The organism is Salipaludibacillus agaradhaerens (assembly GCF_002019735.1).
GTDB classification, from domain to species: Bacteria; Bacillota; Bacilli; order Bacillales; family Salisediminibacteriaceae; genus Salipaludibacillus; species Salipaludibacillus agaradhaerens.
The window spans coordinates 4,147,771-4,166,479 of record NZ_KV917378.1 but is presented as its reverse complement, the minus strand read 5'-3'; the positions used below and the strand labels follow the sequence as shown (position 1 = coordinate 4,166,479).

The 18,709-nt window shown below is 37.8% G+C and carries 17 protein-coding genes; 2 read left to right on the top strand and 15 right to left on the bottom strand.

From position 1 onward, the window contains the following. Positions 1-367: 367 nt before the first annotated feature. The 12 genes from minD to BK581_RS19025 all read right to left on the bottom strand — a co-directional run bounded on the left by minD (position 368) and on the right by BK581_RS19025 (position 14,239). Positions 368-1,168, bottom strand: a complete 801-nt coding sequence (gene minD, locus BK581_RS19080) for a septum site-determining protein MinD (protein ID WP_078579664.1) — start codon at positions 1,166-1,168, stop codon at positions 368-370. A gap of 66 nt (positions 1,169-1,234) precedes the next feature. Further along, entirely contained in the window at positions 1,235-1,927 is a 693-nt protein-coding gene (gene minC, locus BK581_RS19075) for a septum site-determining protein MinC (protein ID WP_078579663.1), read from the bottom strand. Between the two features lie 177 nt (positions 1,928-2,104). Next, a complete protein-coding gene (gene mreD / locus BK581_RS19070) occupies positions 2,105-2,620 on the bottom strand; it encodes a rod shape-determining protein MreD (RefSeq protein WP_078579662.1) in 516 nt (171 codons plus the stop codon). After that, entirely contained in the window at positions 2,617-3,507 is an 891-nt protein-coding gene (mreC, locus tag BK581_RS19065) for a rod shape-determining protein MreC (RefSeq protein ID WP_078579661.1), read from the bottom strand. Before mreC ends, mreD begins: the two co-directional genes overlap by 4 nt. 12 nt (positions 3,508-3,519) lie before the next feature. Next, a complete protein-coding gene (locus tag BK581_RS19060) occupies positions 3,520-4,560 on the bottom strand; it encodes a rod shape-determining protein (protein ID WP_078579660.1) in 1,041 nt (346 codons plus the stop codon). Positions 4,561-5,167: 607 nt separating this feature from the next. Beyond that, on the bottom strand, positions 5,168-5,854 hold the full coding sequence (gene radC / locus BK581_RS19055; protein ID WP_169837789.1) for a RadC family protein: 687 nt from the start codon (positions 5,852-5,854) through the stop codon (positions 5,168-5,170). A gap of 39 nt (positions 5,855-5,893) precedes the next feature. Further along, a complete protein-coding gene (locus BK581_RS19050) occupies positions 5,894-6,472 on the bottom strand; it encodes a Maf family protein (protein WP_078579659.1) in 579 nt (192 codons plus the stop codon). Positions 6,473-7,106: 634 nt separating this feature from the next. Beyond that, entirely contained in the window at positions 7,107-8,531 is a 1,425-nt protein-coding gene (gene aspA, locus BK581_RS19045; protein ID WP_078579658.1) for an aspartate ammonia-lyase, read from the bottom strand. Positions 8,532-8,571: 40 nt separating this feature from the next. Continuing rightward, complete coding sequence (locus tag BK581_RS19040) at positions 8,572-9,621, bottom strand: SPOR domain-containing protein (RefSeq protein WP_078579657.1); 1,050 nt, start codon at positions 9,619-9,621, stop codon at positions 8,572-8,574. A gap of 623 nt (positions 9,622-10,244) precedes the next feature. Further along, positions 10,245-11,027 (bottom strand): prepilin peptidase, encoded by a 783-nt coding sequence (locus BK581_RS19035; protein ID WP_078579656.1) that lies wholly within the window; start codon positions 11,025-11,027, stop codon positions 10,245-10,247. 82 nt (positions 11,028-11,109) lie between these two features. Beyond that, positions 11,110-12,786, bottom strand: coding sequence for a sensor domain-containing diguanylate cyclase (locus tag BK581_RS19030; protein WP_078579655.1), 1,677 nt, complete (start codon positions 12,784-12,786; stop codon positions 11,110-11,112). 148 nt (positions 12,787-12,934) lie between these two features. Then, the gene (locus BK581_RS19025) at positions 12,935-14,239 is read right to left on the bottom strand and encodes a bifunctional folylpolyglutamate synthase/dihydrofolate synthase (RefSeq protein ID WP_078579654.1); all 1,305 of its coding nucleotides are present in this window, start codon (positions 14,237-14,239) and stop codon (positions 12,935-12,937) included. A gap of 160 nt (positions 14,240-14,399) precedes the next feature. On the opposite strand from BK581_RS19025, the gene BK581_RS19020 reads away from it, so the two are divergent. Next, the gene (locus tag BK581_RS19020; protein WP_078579653.1) at positions 14,400-15,302 is read left to right on the top strand and encodes an ATP-grasp domain-containing protein; all 903 of its coding nucleotides are present in this window, start codon (positions 14,400-14,402) and stop codon (positions 15,300-15,302) included. Positions 15,303-15,317: 15 nt separating this feature from the next. Continuing rightward, the gene (locus tag BK581_RS19015; RefSeq protein WP_078579652.1) at positions 15,318-16,199 is read left to right on the top strand and encodes an ATP-grasp domain-containing protein; all 882 of its coding nucleotides are present in this window, start codon (positions 15,318-15,320) and stop codon (positions 16,197-16,199) included. Between the two features lie 23 nt (positions 16,200-16,222). Here the strand turns inward: BK581_RS19015 and BK581_RS19010 are convergent, their stop codons facing one another. The 3 genes from BK581_RS19010 to liaF are packed head-to-tail and all read right to left on the bottom strand — an operon-like array spanning position 16,223 to position 18,622. Continuing rightward, positions 16,223-16,858 (bottom strand): response regulator, encoded by a 636-nt coding sequence (locus BK581_RS19010; RefSeq protein ID WP_078579651.1) that lies wholly within the window; start codon positions 16,856-16,858, stop codon positions 16,223-16,225. Beyond that, positions 16,851-17,900 (bottom strand): sensor histidine kinase, encoded by a 1,050-nt coding sequence (locus tag BK581_RS19005; protein WP_078579650.1) that lies wholly within the window; start codon positions 17,898-17,900, stop codon positions 16,851-16,853. Before BK581_RS19005 ends, BK581_RS19010 begins: the two co-directional genes overlap by 8 nt. Next, positions 17,897-18,622: a cell wall-active antibiotics response protein LiaF gene (gene liaF, locus BK581_RS19000; protein ID WP_078579649.1), complete on the bottom strand. Its 726-nt coding sequence runs from the start codon at positions 18,620-18,622 to the stop codon at positions 17,897-17,899. Before liaF ends, BK581_RS19005 begins: the two co-directional genes overlap by 4 nt. Positions 18,623-18,709 lie beyond the last annotated feature (87 nt).

The following is an 18,709-nucleotide window of genomic DNA, read 5'->3' as shown; positions in this document are numbered from 1 at the left end:
ACCTCCAATCAGGACATGAGCGTCCTTTATCTGTGATAAAACAAACGGAAAGGCGATCTCAACATATAGTTTTGTATGTACATTATAAAACCTTAGATTATTTCACCGTAATCAGCTTCCCTAGTTCTTGCTTTTGAATGCGTGGTTTGAATAAGAGCCTAGCATTTATAAGTCTTTATGTCTTAATAAATTCGCTAATGAAAAAAGCCCCCTTCTCTATAAAAGAAGGAGGTAAAAATTATTTATAAGGGGTGCTAACTAACATATTCAAATGACTATAACATGTGACACACTGTTATTATAAGTTATCTCTTAAGAAAATTATCTTCCACAATTCACTTTACAGTGAAAGCAAAGTTCTTCTAATTTATCCTCGGATGCCAAGGAATTTCTTCACTCGGGTCAGCATTCCTTTATCATCTTCGAGAGACATGAGAGGGACCGTTTCTCCAGTAATTCGCCGTCCAATATTTCGATAAGCTATTGATGCCTTACTTTTCGGGTCTAATGCAATAGGCTCTCCACTATTAGAGGATTTAATAACATCATCGTCATCAACAACAATGCCTAATAAATCAATCGCTAATATGGAGACTAGCTCTTCTACATCCATGGCTTCCCCATTTTTCATCATATGATTCCTAATCCGATTAATTACGAGTTTTGGTGGAGAAATATTTTCTTCTTTTTCAAGTAAACCAATAATTCGATCTGCATCTCGAACAGAAGATATTTCAGGAGTCGTGACTACAATTGCTTTATCTGCTCCAGCTACAGCATTTTTATACCCTTGTTCAATCCCCGCTGGGCAATCAATCAAAATATAATCATAATCTTGCTTTAATTCATCAATTAATTCTTTCATTTGTTCTGGTTCCACTGCTGATTTATCTTTTGTTTGAGCAGCTGGAAGGAGAAATAAACAATCAAAACGCTTGTCCTTTATTAACGCCTGTTGAAGTCGGCAATTACCGTCAATGACATCGACGAGGTCATATATTATTCTGTTTTCCAGCCCCATCACGACATCAAGATTTCTTAAACCAATATCTGTGTCAACTAAACATACTTTTTTACCTGACAAAGCTAATGCTGTCCCGATATTTGCAGTGGTCGTCGTTTTTCCAACACCGCCTTTACCTGACGTTACAACTATGGCTTCTCCCACATTATTCTCCCCTTTCTAACACCCGGTTTAACAACTGTATAATTAACACCCTTTTAGTAAAGTGCTTTAACATAATTCTGTTGCTAGCTGCGGCCTGATTTTCGACAATTTATGAAGTTTTTCAAGAATTATCTCTTCATTTTCATTGAGATAAGCACATTCCATCATTTGTTGTTCAATCAGCTGGTCTGGCTCCTCAGGTGAACGTCTAACAACAGATGCTATCCGGAGCTGTGAAGGTGTCATTACAGAAGCACAAATAACCGCTTCTTTATTCCCATTACTTCCAGCGTGAGCAATCCCTTTTAATTTACCCAATATGTAGATATTCCCTGTTGCCTTAACTGTCGCCCCAGGGTTTACATCACCAATAATAAGAAGATCTCCCTGCAACTCTATAACTTGTCCAGATCGAATAATTCTGGCTACTTGAGTCATTTGCTTTTCTTTTACAAGGAGCTCAGCTTCTGTTTTTGAAATTACATCTGATTCTATATCTTCTACCTTAATATTCATTTCTTCTGAGAATAAAGACGCCAGCTCTTGACGCTCTATGTTCTCCAAATAACGCTTCCCAATAGCAAGCTTCGCTTTAACAGGCCCTTGTGATTCTTTAGAGGGTTGCGGGCGATCAGACAACGTTTCTTTCAAAGCACTCTTTAACGTGTCCATCGAGCATTGGTCATCCAGAATAAATGTCAGGCCATCTTTAGTCCCCTTGATAATGACATATTGGTTTTTTTTTTGATTTGTTTTCATGACTTAAACCCTCACCTCACATAGGCGATTATAACAAAAGAAAAGCCTATCTTTTTTTAGAAGAGATTTTTATCACATTGACTATATAGAAACACTCTTCCATGAATACCAATATCATAGACTGTTTTGCTTTATCTTAAAAACTCAATCAGTTTCAAAAGCCTTTGGATCAATCGATTATTGAATTTCCGAATCAACCTTCTGACACCATAGCTTTACCGGATAAGCCACGATGGTTAATATGATTAAATTCATAATAAGTGTAGGAATAAAACGAACAGTTAGAAAAATATCGTTTGACAAGTCAGTAATCCCTAAAAGAGTCATCATACCAAACACATAATACTCTAATAAAGCCACACCTGAAATGACCATTAAAATTGTAATTGCTAAATTATTTTTAACAAAAGGAAGAGAAATGGATAAGACATACGCAATTAACCCCATCCCAAACGCATAAACACCCAGTACAGGTGAGTAAACAATATCATACAAGATGCCAAATATAATCCCGTGTAATAGTCCATATCCTCGGCCTCGATAGATCCCCATTAACAATATAAGCATAAACATCCAGCGTGGGATCAATTCATAAGGAAAACCATAAAAATCTGGAGCGAAGACTTGATAAATAGTACCTTCAAATATGAATAGAATGAACAATGATATAAATAAAGAATATCTAACGATCATGAGTCATCGTCCTCTAAATCCGGATTAATCTTTTCATCCAATGTATCTGCGCCTCGTTCCACTACCATAACATAATCCAAATGTGAGAAATTTGCTGAGGGTTTTACATATGCTATTTGTGTTAAGCCAAATTCATCTGTATCATACTCTACGATCTCACCGACTTGGAGGCCTTGAGGAAAAACCCCCCCTAATCCAGAAGTGGACACTATCTGTCCATTTTCCAGTTCAGCTTCCATATCAATCTTTGTAAATCGTAAATAACCAGTTTCCTCATCCATACCTTCAATGAACCCATACACGGTCTCATCATCTGTATCGACCATGGCTGAAATCCGATTTGTGATATCTTGATCACTCAGAAGACGAATTGTTGAAGAAAATTGCGATACCTGATCGATTTTACCAATCAAACCTTCAGAAGTAATAACCGCCATGTTCTCCTCTAAACCATCCTGAGCCCCTTTATTAATGCCAACCTGCTCATTCCAACGGTCTGGAGAACGGTGAATAACAATTGCTGATCGAACAGTGTAGCTCATTAAATCAGGATCATCCTGTAAGTCAACAGCTGCCTCTAATTCTTCATTTCGACGTTGAAGCTGGCTTAACTCTACTTGCAATGACGCATATTCATCTAAATGCGATTTTAATAGTTGGTTTTCTTCGTACAAGTTTCTCATGTCACGCACGTTGTCAAAGAAACCCGCTGCAAAATGAGCGGGTCTAGAGAAGGCAGACTGGAGAGAACCGACTGTATCGGCTACAAACTGCTCTGGCCATGACAGACTCCTACGATCACTCATAGAGTAACCGATTAATGCTACTAGTATGATCATGCAAACTAATAATACAATGAGTCGCTTATTAGAAAAAAAAGAAGACATGTGCGACACCTACTATCCTTTTCGGTTTGAACGGACAGAAATTCCAGCTTTTGAACGGAATAAATGAAGGTTCTCTAATGCTTTACCAGTACCTATAGCAACACAATCTAATGGATCCTCTGAAACGAGTACTGGCATATTTGTTTCTTCTGACAGCACTTTATCAAGATTACTCAATAGTGCCCCTCCACCAGTTAACACAATACCTCTATCCATGATGTCAGCTGCAAGTTCCGGTGGTGACTGCTCAAGCGTATCCTTTACAGCCTGAATGATTTGTGTCACTGTATCTTCTAGAGCAGCCGTAATCTCTTGAGCATTTACAGAGATTGTTTTTGGCAACCCTGAGACGAGATCACGTCCACGTATATCCATTTCATCGTGAACTTCTGGAGAACCGGCAGCTCCTACTTCAAATTTAATAGCTTCAGCAGTTCGTTCACCGATCATAAGACTATACGTTTTTTTAATATATTGAACGATTGCATCATCCATTTCATCTCCGGCTACACGAACAGATTGACTTGTCACAATTCCGCCAAGAGAAATAATGGCCACTTCCGTCGTACCACCGCCGATATCCACAATCATACTCCCTGTCGGCTCCCAAACAGGTAAATTAGCACCGATTGCTGCAGCAAATGGCTCTTCAATTGTATAAGCCTCTTTCGCGCCAGCTTGCTTTGTAGCATCTTCTACTGCACGTTTTTCTACAGCAGTAATACCTGATGGCACACAAACCATTACATTAGGTTTCTTCGTGAAAATAGAACGGTTTCTAAGGGCTTGTTGAATAAAATATTTCATCATTGTTGCCGTGGTGTCAAAATCAGCAATAACACCATCTTTCATCGGTCTAATCGCCACTATATTTCCAGGCGTTCTACCAATCATATTTTTAGCGTCATTTCCAACTGCTTCTATCGAACCTGTATCTGAACGAATCGCCACCACGGACGGTTCACGTAAAATAACACCTTTTCCTTTAACATATACAAGCGTATTAGCTGTTCCTAAATCAATCCCTAAATCTTTAGAAAATCCTGCAAACATCTATGTAATCTCCCTTCATCTTATGAAACTGAAACATTCTCTTTATGATATGATGCTTCCACTTGTTATCATTCATGTAAAGCTCATAAATTTAATTATACTCAATCTTTACAATAATGAGTAGCTTTTTAAAATACTTCACATAAAAAACCTCATTTTATCCTAACATAACAAGGGCGGCATGTACATAAGACAAATGCTCGATCCATGACCTTTTAAAAAGAGAAGGAAAATGATCTCTCAAAATGAAGGGAAGACAGACAAATAATATTCATTCAATGACAATGATAAAACGAACCTTCAATGTAGGGGCGCTTTCCCACTGATTGTTAATTGAGTCAATCAGAACATTAGCGGCCGTTAGCTCCCGCCTAAATAGAATGATTAGCTCTCCTCTCTATTTTGAGTCGGAAGGTTTACGGACATTTAACTATGATAAAAAGTGACTGTCACATAAGGCAGCGACTCCCTGAGGATGAAGCGTAATCTGAAGTATTCGAATTATAACATCTTATTTTTAAAGGATGACATTCATTATGGCGTAGTGGGGAAAGTGAAAGTGTAATTAAAGAGGTCAAATTAGAGGCTTCCTAATTAGTTTTTTTGATTAGACATACCCTTTTTCTTTTAAAGAAGAAAAACGTCTATCACCGATAATGACATGATCGAGCAACGCAATTCCAAGCATTTTCCCAGACTCAACTAATCGCTGCGTTACTTCAATGTCTTGTTGGCTTGGCTCAGGGTCTCCAGAGGGATGATTATGAAGGCAAACGATCGAAGCGGCGGAATAGCGAAAAGCTTCTCTAAAAATTTCCCGCGGATGAACAATCGAGGCATTCAAACTGCCAATAAAGATTGTTTCTTTATGGAGAACTTGATTCTTTGTATTTAAGTAAAGAACGATAAAATGCTCTTGATTAAGCTGTCGCATTTCATCCATCATATATTGTGCCACATCTTCAGGAGATCGAATCACATAGCGCTCTTCAGATGAAAAATGATAGACTCGTTTTCCTAATTCAAGAGCGGCTAATAGTTGGATCGCTTTAGCTTCTCCTATTCCTTTAATAGCTGTTAACTCTTTTACTTGTGCTTCTTTAAAAAGGGTTAATCCATTAAAATGCTGAATAACCCGTGTAGATAATTGAAGGACAGACTCAGATTTTGTCCCTGATCGCAGAAGCAGTGCGATCAGCTCCTGATTAGATAATGCTTCTGCTCCATCTCGCAACATTCTTTCCCTCGGCCTTTCACTTTTTGGAACATCTCTTATCATAAATGATGACGTCATAAATTACCTCCTTAAATTTGTGACACTATAACATGCTCCTCAATTTGATGAGGTTTGGTAAATGTCAAATTTCTTTAATGTACGAACGACTTGAGCAATCGGCAACCCAACTACCGTAAAATAATCCCCTTCAATTTTTTTTACCAAAGCAGCCCCCAAACCTTGAATACCATACGCACCTGCTTTATCAAACGGCTCACCACTACTTACATACCTTTCTATTTCCTCATGTGTTAAAGGATAAAAATGCACGATAGTTTCCTCATAAAAAGTGACGGTCTTTTCATGAGAGTTTATCGTCACACCTGTCACAACAGAGTGGCTAACATCTGAAAGAACCTGAAGCATATTATAAGCTTCCTGCACATCAGACGGCTTCTCAAGAATTCTACCCTGAGCAACAACAATGGTATCTGCACCGATAACGACACTTTCAGGGTACCGTTTAAAAACCTCATCAGCTTTTTGCTTTGCTAAAGACATAGCAATATCAGCAGGAGAAAGGGTATTATCAACTATTTCTTCTACGGAGCTTGGTACGACAGAGAAGGGAATATTTACTTGTTCTAAAAGCTGACGTCTTCGAGGTGATTGTGAAGCTAAAATAACTGATTTCATAGTCAATGATCCCTTTCTTTTATAAATCAATCTCATACAAACATTCATTTATGTGAAGGGTGGAGTATTGAATCCTATAATACAGGGTGGCGGCGATCGCTTAACTACCAATTCGTTTTTATGTCACTTACTTAATGTGATATAAGATTCATACGTCCTTCACATAAAAAATAATCTAAATGAATCAATTTCATAATGAGAATTTATCACAGATAACCGTCCGTAAAACCCGCGCCTGAAATAGAGAAGAGAGATAGCGGGCGCTCATGTCCTGCTCCACTCAACTACTAATCAGTGGGAAGAAGTCCGAAAACGCCCACTGATTGAAGGTTGGATTTATAAACAATAAACGACTAATATCTATTGAATTATATTTATGGCTGAAGCGTAAGATGGTGACTCCCTGAGGATGAAGCACAGTCTAAAGATTCACTGTTGCTAAAATTTACCGAGCAAACGTTAGCTGAAGACAAGCTCTCGGGAAAGCATCGTTCTGAAGTGAAGGCCACAATCATTATTCGAACTTTAATATCATTTTGAAACATGACATTCATTCAACTATAAAAAAGACAAGATTAAGAGGAAGATTAAACCTCAGGTCTTATAACTTCCTCCCAAAAGCACGATTTAAAACTTAAATATCCTGGCCAAAAATCAAGTCAGGAGCTGCAATTCCTGGATTTGTCATTTCTTTCGGCTCTAGAATTCTGTTTAGCTCTTCTTCAGTTAATATGCCCTTTTCAAGACATATTTCCCTAACTGGCCGCTTTGAGGTAATCGCTTCTTTAGCAATACGGGCAGCTGTTTCATAACCGACATGTGGATTAATCGCTGTGATAATACCGACACTATTTTCTACAAGCTCTCCGCAACGTTCAATATTTGCTTCAATGCCATCTACTGCAAACTCTTTAAAAACGTGGATACCATTTTTTAGAATAGAAAATGATTGCAATAAATTAAATACAAGAACTGGCTCCATCACATTTAATTCAAGTTGCCCTGCTTCTGAAGCAAGACTGATAGTATGATCATTCCCAATAACCTGAAAAGATATTTGGTTAATAACTTCACACATAACAGGGTTGACCTTTCCAGGCATAATGGAGGAGCCTGCCTGCCTTGGAGGAAGGTTGATTTCATTAAATCCAGTACGTGGCCCTGAACTCATAAGACGCAAATCATTCGCAATCTTAGACAAGTTAATAGCTAATATTTTCATCGCCCCAGACAGCTGTGTATAAGCATCTGTGTTTTGAGTAGCATCCACGAGGTTTTCTGCTCTATGGAAAGGCATCCCCGTCATTTCTGCTAAATTTTTCGTTACTTTCTCTATGTATTCTGGTAACGCATTTAAGCCTGTTCCAACTGCTGTCGCTCCCATGTTCACTTCATACAAATGATCCACTGATTGCTTAATTCTCGCGAGATCTCTCGCAAGTAATCTGCGATATGAACCAAATTCTTGACCAAGACGAATGGGAACAGCATCTTGAAGATGAGTTCTCCCCATTTTTATAACATGATCAAATTCATCTTCTTTTTTTGTCATCGTTTCAATTAATTCATTTAACATATGAATGAGGCCATGTGATAAGTTCAGACATGCGATATGAATAGCAGTCGGAAAAGTATCATTTGTTGATTGAGCCATGTTTACATGGGTGTTAGGGCTCACTTTTAGATAATCTCCTTTTTCTCCCCCTAATAATTCAATAGCCCTATTGGCGATGACTTCGTTTGCATTCATGTTAAATGACGTACCAGCGCCCCCTTGAATACTGTCAACTATAAATTCGTCATTAAATTTTCCTTCAATCACCTCATCAGCTGCTTTCATCACTACTTCAGCAATCGTTTTGTTTAAAGCTCCTACCTGGGAATTAGCTTTCGCTGCTGCTTTCTTAACATACCCAAATGCTTTAATTAATTCCTCGTGTGGCGGATAGCCTGTAATAGGGAAATTCTCTTTTGCTCTCACTGTCTGTATACCGTAATAGGCATGCGCAGGAATTTGACGTTCTCCCATTAAGTCTCTTTCCGTTCTCATAGCTGTCATTATCAGCAATCTCCCTTCGATAATATATAATTTAGGTCCCTTACCCTTCTATCAACATTATTAATGTATCATAAATTTGCAGACTTTTAAGTAATATCTCTTGAATTTCTTTATAAGAAGCTTCTTCAGTATTTAATTGCTTGCTGTAAGCCATCCACTCACTTACAAGTGCCTCAGCCTCATTATTTTCCAGCAAAGAATGCGTGCTTATTTCTTCCCATTTTGCTAGTGTCTCCGTTAAAATTTCCGTCTCTTCCCCTGATATACCTTCCTCAGTTACTTCAGCCAGCTGTCCTATCCAAGTAGCCCCTAAGAAAAAAAACTGTGCCGTTTCTTCACTCATTTGAAGATCCCTTGATTCGATATTAAATGGTTTGACATATGTTTCCACCCCTTTTGACTCATAATGTTTAGCCAAAGATTCTGCTCTCTCTTTATTCTCGGCCGCGCCAATAAACAAGTAATGGTTACTCTTCTCCTCCACAATCATGAAAGGGATATCTTTTTCACTTAATTCCCTTTGCATGTCTTTAGCTTTATCTATCGTAGAGAAAGCACCAGCTTGAACAACGTAGACGTGTAGACTTGGAAGCTCTGCCGCTTGTTTAATCGCTTCTTCTTCTGTGATAGAAGTTATAGGGGGGGCTGGTTCCGATCCACTGTCTGCTCCAGAGCTTGTACCATTTGCAGAAAGCATGGAGAGCAACAACATGCCGAACACGCCGCCAATGACGACAGCAGACGACACAGCAAGAAACACAGCATTTTTTAATAAGCTTAAGGCAAACGTTCTCGGACTGCGCTTCGTTTTTTTCCGATGAGAAGGGGGGAGTTTTGGGCTATGGTCACTTTTACCATCATCCCAAAAAGGCTTTCTTAATTCTTCCATTGTGCGACGCCTCTTATGAAGGTCAACAATTTTCTCCTTATTAGATGAATGAGAGTGATCTGTCTTCCATTGAAACATATCATTCGTTTCCGTTGACTTTATGCTTTTATTATTAGTCCGTTCATTTACTGGAATTGTCCACGTTTCTACTTCCTTATATTTACCATCTAATTTAACAGTAACATCTTTTTTTCGATTCACGTCGTTATGCACTCCTTTCTGTCTCACAGCTCTCTATACAAGTCTATTATCTAAGCTAAGTTGATAGAACTGAAAACATGTGCATGCGTTTAAGGAATTCGCCCATTTTTATAGAGACCAAAATAGTACACTACTAGATTTCACTTCTAATTGACCATGCTTAAGTTTTGAGAAAACACACTCAAGGCGTACCGTTAGCTACCTAGTTGCATTATGAATTTTCGTTTAATAGATAGATCTCCACATTGACACACTAACGGCTCACCTGTTTATAGTCAGCATAAACAGAAAAATTAAAATTATACAGATGGATCGATTTCATAAATATGTCGTATCGTTTTTTTCCGAAAGTTAAGACTCATTTCCACTACAGGTCGTCGCTTTCCGTAGGGCTCGGTTGCAACTTATTCTGCTTTTGCAAAGTTCAGTCAGAATGAATTTCAAGCCTTCTATTCCTCCCATAGGAATCGTCATATTTCGTTCCAATTCTCCGTTTATAATGACGAACATTTTATTATTAGTTTCAATATTACTCGGTAAAATGAGCGAGATATTGCATCATGACATTCATTTAGGTAGAAATGTCTCGCGGACATCAGCTTTCATTTTTTAAAAATTAAGAGCTACAACCAATAATAAACACTAAGGATCCACTGATAATAAAATGTAATTAATTCTTCTCCAAAAAAGTAAGCACTTATACTGCCAATCGCGATAAATGGTCCAAAGGGAACAATCGTTTTTCGATCCCATTTTTTTATTAACATGCCAATTAAAGCAACTACAGTACCAATTATGGAAGCTATTAAAAGTGATAAGAAGAGATTAGAAGTGCCAAGAACAAAGCCGAGTACGCCATACAATTTTATATCTCCGCCCCCCATCCCTCCTTTAGATAAAACAGCCAGTAGTAACAACAATACAAATCCTGTAATCGAAGCTACCGAGGCATCCCACCATGGAGCTAATGGCACGAGTGTATGACGAAGTAGAATGAAGAAAATAAGAAATAATAAGAGCACATTATTTAGAATCACTTTATACATCAAATCGCTGACAGTAATAATGATCAATAGGGAGATAAATGAAAGTGCTATGAGAAGTTCCCAATTTAATCCAATTCCCATTACTGCTAATACAAATAATGCGCCCGTCATTATCTCCATGAGAGGATAAAGAAGGGAGATTTTTGTTTGACACGTACGGCACCGTCCCTTAAAGATGATGAAGGAGATAATTGGTACTAATTCTAATGCTCTTAAACTTACTTTACAGCTACGACAATGAGACCTTGGCAGTATCAAAGATTCTTTCTCCGGAAGCCTAAGACCCACCACATTAAAAAACGAGCCGAAAATAGCACCAATTAAAAAAATGATTAGATACATTAACATAGTGAATTCCATAATCACTCCCCTGACTAACCTTTTATGGATGTTATGAAATATAACAAATATTTAACTCGCACAATTTTAGAAGTGCTAAATGTCATAAGTATTGCGCTACTTTATTGCGACCTTTTTGCTTTGCACCAGTGTACATTGCTCTATCAGCATGTCTCAAAACTTCAATGGGTGTTTCTTCTGACAATTTTGAAGCCACACCGATACTAGCAGTAATGTTAATTAATTTTTTCTCCCCTTTAACTAGATCATCAGAAACAATAAAGAACTTTGATTCAATGGCACGTCTAACCCGCTCTCCCAGTTCGAACGCTTTAAACAACTGAACATTATCTAGTAAAATAACAAACTCTTCTCCTCCGTATCTACCCACGATTCCGTCATCTTTTACCGTCTGTGTGAGTATTTCTGCCACTTGAATGAGAACATCATTTCCACTTTGATGACCATATGTATCATTGACTGATTTAAAATGGTCTAAGTCAATTACCACAATCGCATACGTTTCTATTTTTTCATAATCTCTTAAAATCTTTTTAAAGTAGGTGAAATTATACAATCCTGTTAAGCCGCAGCATTCACTATCCTTCTTAGTTTGAGCAATATATCTCGCATTTTGCACAGCTACAGACAAATAATTAGCAATTATCTCTAATACTTTTTGATCACTTCTTTGAAAAGCATTTTTTCGTTGATTCGTCAGTGTAATGACGGCTACAATGTTATGATTTCGTATACATGGGGCCGCTATAATGGATTGATTACCTGAAAGGACATTTTCTGAATCTAAATGCTCCCACTGTTTTCTCGATGTAAAGAGTACGGATGCCCCAGTTTGTAAAACGTGCTTACTTACCCCATCCCCTTCTGATAACGCCCCCTTATCAAGAGATTGGCTCATATAGATCGGCCGTAAATCATAATAATCTTCTTGTTCGAATAATAAAATACTTTGAGCAGGAAAAATCTTCGAGCACGTTGATATGAATAATTCAATTATAGTGTTAACCTCTAAGCTATCATTTACCTCATGTCCAAAAGAGCTAACCTGTTTAAGTAATTCTGTCGTTTTCTTATCTTCATTGTAGATTTTAAGAATTAAAAAAACTGAGACTATCGGTATTCCCGTTATAAGGACAGCAATATATCCAACTTCCTCATAAAGCATAGCGAGAGCCAGTCCCACTAAAACAATTAGCAAACAACTGATAGCCTGCCACTTAAAAGCCTCATCAAAAAAAGACACCTCACGCATACCTAACAAATAATAATGACAGAGATAGAGCAAGAGGTTATTTAATACAAAAAAAGTCAACGTATACACTAAAATTGGCACCGCCATCTCCACCATCATACCTACTGTAAAATGACCGGTTGTACCACCTACTAAGTAAAATAAAGCTGCTGAACCTAACGAAGTAGCTAGAAATATTAATCCGTTTATGGGTATACGATGAAGATCATGAGTGGAGATTTTTAATCTGAAAAGAGTGGTTAGAATTGCAATTTGTGTCACGAGGATTTCAATTAATAGACCAAAGTGGAGAAAAATAGCTAAAGATATACCATGAAAAGGAATAACAGACGTATATCTAATTTGAATAGGAAATAAAGATGCCACCATAATAAGGGCTGTAAAAGAAAGAATGGCCAGCCAAGAGGTCTGCCATAAGTGGAGCGTGTTTTCTATAATATAATAAATAAATGGCGGGACAATGACTAACCATGTTATCCAGAGGGAAAGCTGTTTTCTTTCTGACACGTTTGGTCACATCCTTAATGAATTTCAAAGGGTTCACACGACACCGATTTAATACAATACTGTAGTAATTATCTTTTACATTACCATAGTTTGTATAATTTGTTAAGTCAAATGACTCACTTGTTTCATCCCTACTTAGACAAACTACCTAATTGCTATTTTTGATCTCATCAATCATATAACTTCGACATATCCCTGCAAAATAATGTGAACCTGTCACAAGTAGAATGTGGTTTTGCTCCTTCTTGTTAAACCAATCATTCACCCATTTTTTCCAATCAATAATTATATCTTGCTCAGTCACACCTGTCACTTGTAGATAATCTTCTTTTGTCATAGAGCGGGGCGTTGAAATCTCTGTCACATAAACCTTAATATTTAGAGAACGTAAACGTTTAAGCATGTTTCCTACTGCTTTATCCTTCATGGCAGCAAAGAGAACTGTCATTTGCTTGTTATGAGATAAGTCCGTGATATTATTACAAACAGTTATCATTGCATCATCATTATGTGCCGTATCAATGATAATTTCTGGTGCATAACTGATAGTCTCCCACCTTCCTTCTAAGGCTGCTCGAAAAAGACCTTGTCTTAAGTCCTTTTGTGTCATGGTCCACTGTAATTGTTCAGCTAGCACAGTTATCGTCATCAAGGCTAACGCTGCATTCATTACTTGATGTTGCCCTTTTAATGCAAGTGTGTATGATTTCGCCGATGACATACCTACCATTTTAAACTCAAATGTATCGCTGTTTAACTGTTTGATATGGGTGTTATCTTGCAACGAATAAATGGGCGTCTTTCTTTTATTTGCTACCTTTTTTATCACTTGAAGAGCACTTCCATCTGCACCAGTAAAATGAGGTGAAGATGATTTTATAATACCCGCTTTTTCCATTGCAATCTTTTCAATGGTATCCCCTAGAAAAGTTTGATGATCATAACCAACATTCGTAATAACTGTGGCGATTGGCGATGGTAAAACGTTTGTAGCATCTAGGCGTCCACCCATTCCAGCTTCAATAAGAACAATATCCATAGGCTTCAAACGAGAAAAGTAATAAAAAGCGAGTGCTGTTATACATTCAAATTCACTAACAATCTCATGACGCTCCCTTTCCACTTTTTCCACAGATGGCAGAATGTCACTAAAAGCTCTTGCAAACTCTTCTTTTGAAATAGGCTCGCGGTTGACGGTTAATTGATCTTTTTCCTCACCGAAAACAGGGGTATTAAAAGCCCCTACTGTAAAACCAGCCTCATTTAATATAGAGGAGAGAAAAGCACAGACAGATCCTTTGCCATTTGTCCCAGCTACATGCAAAGACCGTATTTCTTTTTCAGGATGATTTAAATAGCCCATAAGTTCTTCCATACGTTCTAGTGAATAGACAATTCCTGCTGCCTTCTTTTCTGCCAATAAAGCAATCGCTTCAGAATAGGTCAGTTTCATGATCTTCTCCTTAGTTATCAATTTGATAGTCTTACTAGCATCATGCTAGTTGATTTTAGGATGTAAACATGCCATCATCAATTAGTATAGCAAGTATCAAGTAATAGAACACATTAATACTAACATACGGTAATTCTTTCTTGAAAGGACGATTGACTTAATGAGTGAATTAAAAGGATGGATTGTTTTTAATGGCCATTTAAAAACACCAAAATTCCTAGAATACGTAGATTGGTTCGTTGAATCGTGTGAAAAACAACGAGTCTCTATTAAAAAAATGACAAATGATGAACTTCTAGTTATGACAGGAGAAAAGGGCCTTATAGTTTCTGAAGATCAGCGTACTCACTCAAAACCCGACTTTATTCACTTTGCCGATAAAGACCTCCATTTAGCAAGACAATTAGAAAAACAAGGAGTGCGTCTTTTTAACCGCTCATCGTCAATTCACATTTGTGATAATAAATCTATCATGCATGGTATTTTAAATGACCGACATCTCCCTATGCCTAAAACGATCATCGCCCCCATGATCTATCCAGGTATGCCGTTGAAAGTTAAAAATTATCTAAAAATAGTGGAAGCAAAGCTCGGTTTACCATTGATTGTTAAAGAAGCTTATGGTTCCTTTGGTGAACAAGTTTATTGGGTCGAAACGCGCACTGAATTAGAAGAAGTTGCCCATCGTCTCACAGGTATTGATCATCTTTATCAACAGCCTATTTTCAGCAGTTTAGGCACAGATCTTCGACTCAATGTGATAGGGGATTCTGTCGTTGCTGCTATGAAGCGGAACTCGCAGAGTGACTTTCGTGCTAATGTAACAGCCGGAGGCACGACACATCCTTATCACCCTACTAAAACGGAATGTCAATTAGCTATAGCAGCTGCCAAGGCAGTAGGTGCTGATTTTGCGGGGGTTGACCTCTTAATTGGAGAAGATGGTCCGCTTATATGTGAAGTAAACTCCAACCCACACCTGCGAAGTATTTACGATTGTACAGGTATTAATGTCGCAGATCATATGGTCGATTATATTAAGCATACTGTTACAACTCATTAAAGGAGTGGATACACAGTGGAAAAAAAACGAGGCTTAGTCATTTATAAACAACATGAAATCACTCGAAATATAAAATTTATTAATATGCTTCAACAGCATTGTCTGAATATGGAGCTGCACCTAGAAGTAATGGCATACGAACAGTTATGTATTCACTTATCAAATCCAAAATATTTAGTAGGTCCTTTAATTGACGACGAGCTACATTACCATTTTGTGATTAATAGATCGGCTACACCCTGGTTGAATGAGGTGCTCGAGTTAGCAGGTATTCGTTGCTTTAATACGGCCTATGTAGCAAGAATCGCTAATGACAAACGACTTTCACATGCCGTTTTATCAAATATTGGCATCCCAATGTTATCAAGCACTGCTGTTCACAAACATTTTTTTCTCAATGACAATAAGATATCAAAAGAGAGAATGATCATAAAAGATCCTCTTGGAAAAGGCGGTACCGGTGTTAAATTAGCTGATGATTCAGAGGAAATACATGAGCTAGTCACGTCTTTAAATGATAATTTACTAGTTCAACCGGTAGGTGGTCAAAAAGGTAAAGATCTACGCGTATACATCGTCGGTAATCATATTATCGGTGCTATTCTACGTGAGTCAGCAACGGACTTCAGAGCGAATGTATCTATGGGAGGAAGTGCACGTTTTTATGAGCTCAATCAGTCTGAGAAACGTCTTATATCATTTATTACAGATGCCATTCACCTCGACTTTGTTGGCATTGATTTTCTCATTGATAACGATGGCAATCTTTTATTCAACGAGATGGAGGACGCCGTCGGTTGCCGCAGCCTTTATATCCACAGCGCTATCGACATTGCAGAGATCTTTGTTGCCTATATCGCTAAAGAACTGGAAAAAGAAGACACTAGGAAAGCGTAAAAGAACTATCGGCCACTACTTCTTTACTTTTCGTATAATTTTTGATTAAAAGCGTAAATAACTGCTTGGGTACGATCCTGCACGTCTAGCTTACTTAAAATGTTACTTACATGAACTTTTACTGTTTTTAACGCAATAAATAATTCGTCAGCAATTTGCTGATTATTCTTTCCTTCAGTCATTAAACGAAGGACTTCACTTTCTCTTTCAGTCAATTGTTCATGGAGCTGAGGAGATGACGGTTGTCGCATTTTAGACATAATTTTCCCAGTCACTTCAGGTTCCAAAATGGATTGACCACTATAGGTCGCTCTGATCGCTTTTGCAATCTCACTTGCTTTTGACGTTTTTAGCATATAGCTCGTAGCGCCTGCTTCTAGTGCAGGATATACTTTTTCATCATCTAGAAAACTCGTGACGATGATAATTTTAGCTTCAGGCCATTCAGTGGTAATTTTTTTCGTTGCTTCAATCCCATCCATTTCACGCATAACGAGATCCATTAAAATGATATCAGGCTTTAATTCTAGCGCTAATGCTACCGCCTTTGTCCCATCGTCAGCTTCCGCTATAACATCAATGTCAGGCTGAGCAGATAAGTAAGAAGAGACACCAATTCTAACCATCTCATGATCATCTGCAAATAAGACTTTAATCATCTGTTTCACCATCCTTTTTTAATGTTGGCACTTTTACTTCCAACTTTGTCCCTTCATTTTCCACACTAACTACTTTTAAAACTCCCCCTACTTCAACTGCTCGCTCGTGCATATTTTGCAGGCCGTATGAACCATGATTTTGCACTTCCTGCACATTAAATCCTTTCCCATCATCAGAAATTCTTAAAATAACTGTTTGGTCACGTTCTATTAGAATCACGTTAAGTTTGGCGGCTTTAGCATGTCTCAGGGTGTTTGACACAGATTCCTGTAAAATTCTAAATAAATGGTCTTCTACCCCTTTATCAACTGACAGTTCTTCCAGTTTAACTTCAATTTTGAGAGATACTTTCTCCGTTAATTCAGCTAGTAAGTCCTCAATACCTTCTTTAAGAGACTTGTCCTTTAACGCAGCAGGACGCAAGTGTAAAAGCAAGGCGCGCATTTCCAGTTGAGACTGATCTATCATCTTCTCTACCATTGTAAGCTGCTTTTTCATCCCTTCGTCTGACGGAGGATTCGTCTCATTTATCGTTGCCATCATCATGGATGCTGCAAACAGCTGCTGACTTACAGAATCATGTAATTCTCGAGCCAGTCGGTTTCGTTCTTGAACAACCACTTCTTGAAGGCTTTTTTCACGATCATTTGCTCTTTCAGTTGCTAATTTTTGAGCTACTTCTGCCTGCTTCGTCATTTTTTCTTCAATCTCATTTAATTTTTTTTGAATAGAGCCTAAGTCAGAGCTTCCTTCATTTTCTTCCAGCTTTAATTTTCTCCCTTTAATTAAATTTTCTAACGATTGACTAATGGCTATCACTTTTTTTCGACTGACTAGTCTCGATAAAGCTCCAATCATCGTTCCCGTTACCACTGTTAACATTAGAATAAAGTAGATATATGGCACATTATATATCCGGCTTTGCCATAAATCAGACCACCTCACCAGCGGAAAGACAGAAAACGTAGCAGCTAGTATGAGACATGAAAATAAGCTTGTTATAAGAATAGCGAGTAATATTTGCCGAATGAGACTACTCATATTCGTCTCACCTCAACATCGCCTGAAAAAACAGACGTGACAATTTTTACCCCTGGCTTGACTTGTTGAAAATTCTCTGTTTCATATATCATCGTTTCATTTAACATTTTTTTATTTACTTTATGAAAAATGGACACATTACCAAACATGGTGCTGTGATGAACAGATACTTCTATCTCGTAAGGAACATAAATTTTTATATTACCAAAGAGATGTCTAATGGAAATAATAGCGTCGTCTTGAATGACAGTATTGCTTAAATCTATAATTCGATCTCCGATGCCTCCATGGATGTTTATATCTCGCCATTGGTAAGGCATGTCCTCAGTTTGCTGATCTCCAAGAAATCGATGTTGAAATAATGGCTTAGATGTGACAATTTCTCCTTTTTCTCGATCACCTTTTGTCATTCTTGGTTTTATATAATCCGGGTCATGGCTGGATCGTCGATATTCTCGAAAGAATAGTACGAGTAACCCGATAAATAAAAATCGAACAGAATACATCGTTAGAATATTTAAGGCAAGGCTTACTATCCCTATCCAAAAAAGGAGTTTTCCAAGAAAAGTTCTGTAGTTTTTCCATCCTATAAATGTCAAAAAACCTAGAAATAGTGCACTGAAAAAGAGGCCCCCACCGAAAAACATCAACTCGAAAAAGAGGATAGCCAACGTTATCATAAGAATCCAATTCATTGATCTTGTTGGAATTCTTTTTAACATAAGACTCTCCCCTTTCCTCTAGTTGGTCCGATAAGTCGTCTTTACCGGTTTATCGTTAATAATTGTTTATTAGGACAAGGGAGCGCT

What these genes read in the sequence shown, in the direction of transcription:
- mreD (WP_078579662.1), bottom strand. Translation starts at nt 2,620, where the DNA reads ATGATCGTTAGATATTCTTTATTTATATCATTGTTCATTCTATTCATA.
- mreC (WP_078579661.1), bottom strand. Translation starts at nt 3,507, where the DNA reads ATGTCTTCTTTTTTTTCTAATAAGCGACTCATTGTATTATTAGTTTGC.
- BK581_RS19010 (WP_078579651.1), bottom strand. Translation starts at nt 16,858, where the DNA reads ATGATTAAAGTCTTATTTGCAGATGATCATGAGATGGTTAGAATTGGT.
- liaF (WP_078579649.1), bottom strand. Translation starts at nt 18,622, where the DNA reads ATGTTAAAAAGAATTCCAACAAGATCAATGAATTGGATTCTTATGATA.
- minC (WP_078579663.1), bottom strand. Translation starts at nt 1,927, where the DNA reads ATGAAAACAAATCAAAAAAAAAACCAATATGTCATTATCAAGGGGACT.
- radC (WP_169837789.1), bottom strand. Translation starts at nt 5,854, where the DNA reads ATGACGTCATCATTTATGATAAGAGATGTTCCAAAAAGTGAAAGGCCG.
- BK581_RS19025 (WP_078579654.1), bottom strand. Translation starts at nt 14,239, where the DNA reads ATGAAACTGACCTATTCTGAAGCGATTGCTTTATTGGCAGAAAAGAAG.
- BK581_RS19060 (WP_078579660.1), bottom strand. Translation starts at nt 4,560, where the DNA reads ATGTTTGCAGGATTTTCTAAAGATTTAGGGATTGATTTAGGAACAGCT.
- aspA (WP_078579658.1), bottom strand. Translation starts at nt 8,531, where the DNA reads ATGACAGCTATGAGAACGGAAAGAGACTTAATGGGAGAACGTCAAATT.
- BK581_RS19005 (WP_078579650.1), bottom strand. Translation starts at nt 17,900, where the DNA reads ATGAGTAGTCTCATTCGGCAAATATTACTCGCTATTCTTATAACAAGC.
- BK581_RS19020 (WP_078579653.1), top strand. Translation starts at nt 14,400, where the DNA reads ATGAGTGAATTAAAAGGATGGATTGTTTTTAATGGCCATTTAAAAACA.
- BK581_RS19050 (WP_078579659.1), bottom strand. Translation starts at nt 6,472, where the DNA reads ATGAAATCAGTTATTTTAGCTTCACAATCACCTCGAAGACGTCAGCTT.
- BK581_RS19035 (WP_078579656.1), bottom strand. Translation starts at nt 11,027, where the DNA reads ATGGAATTCACTATGTTAATGTATCTAATCATTTTTTTAATTGGTGCT.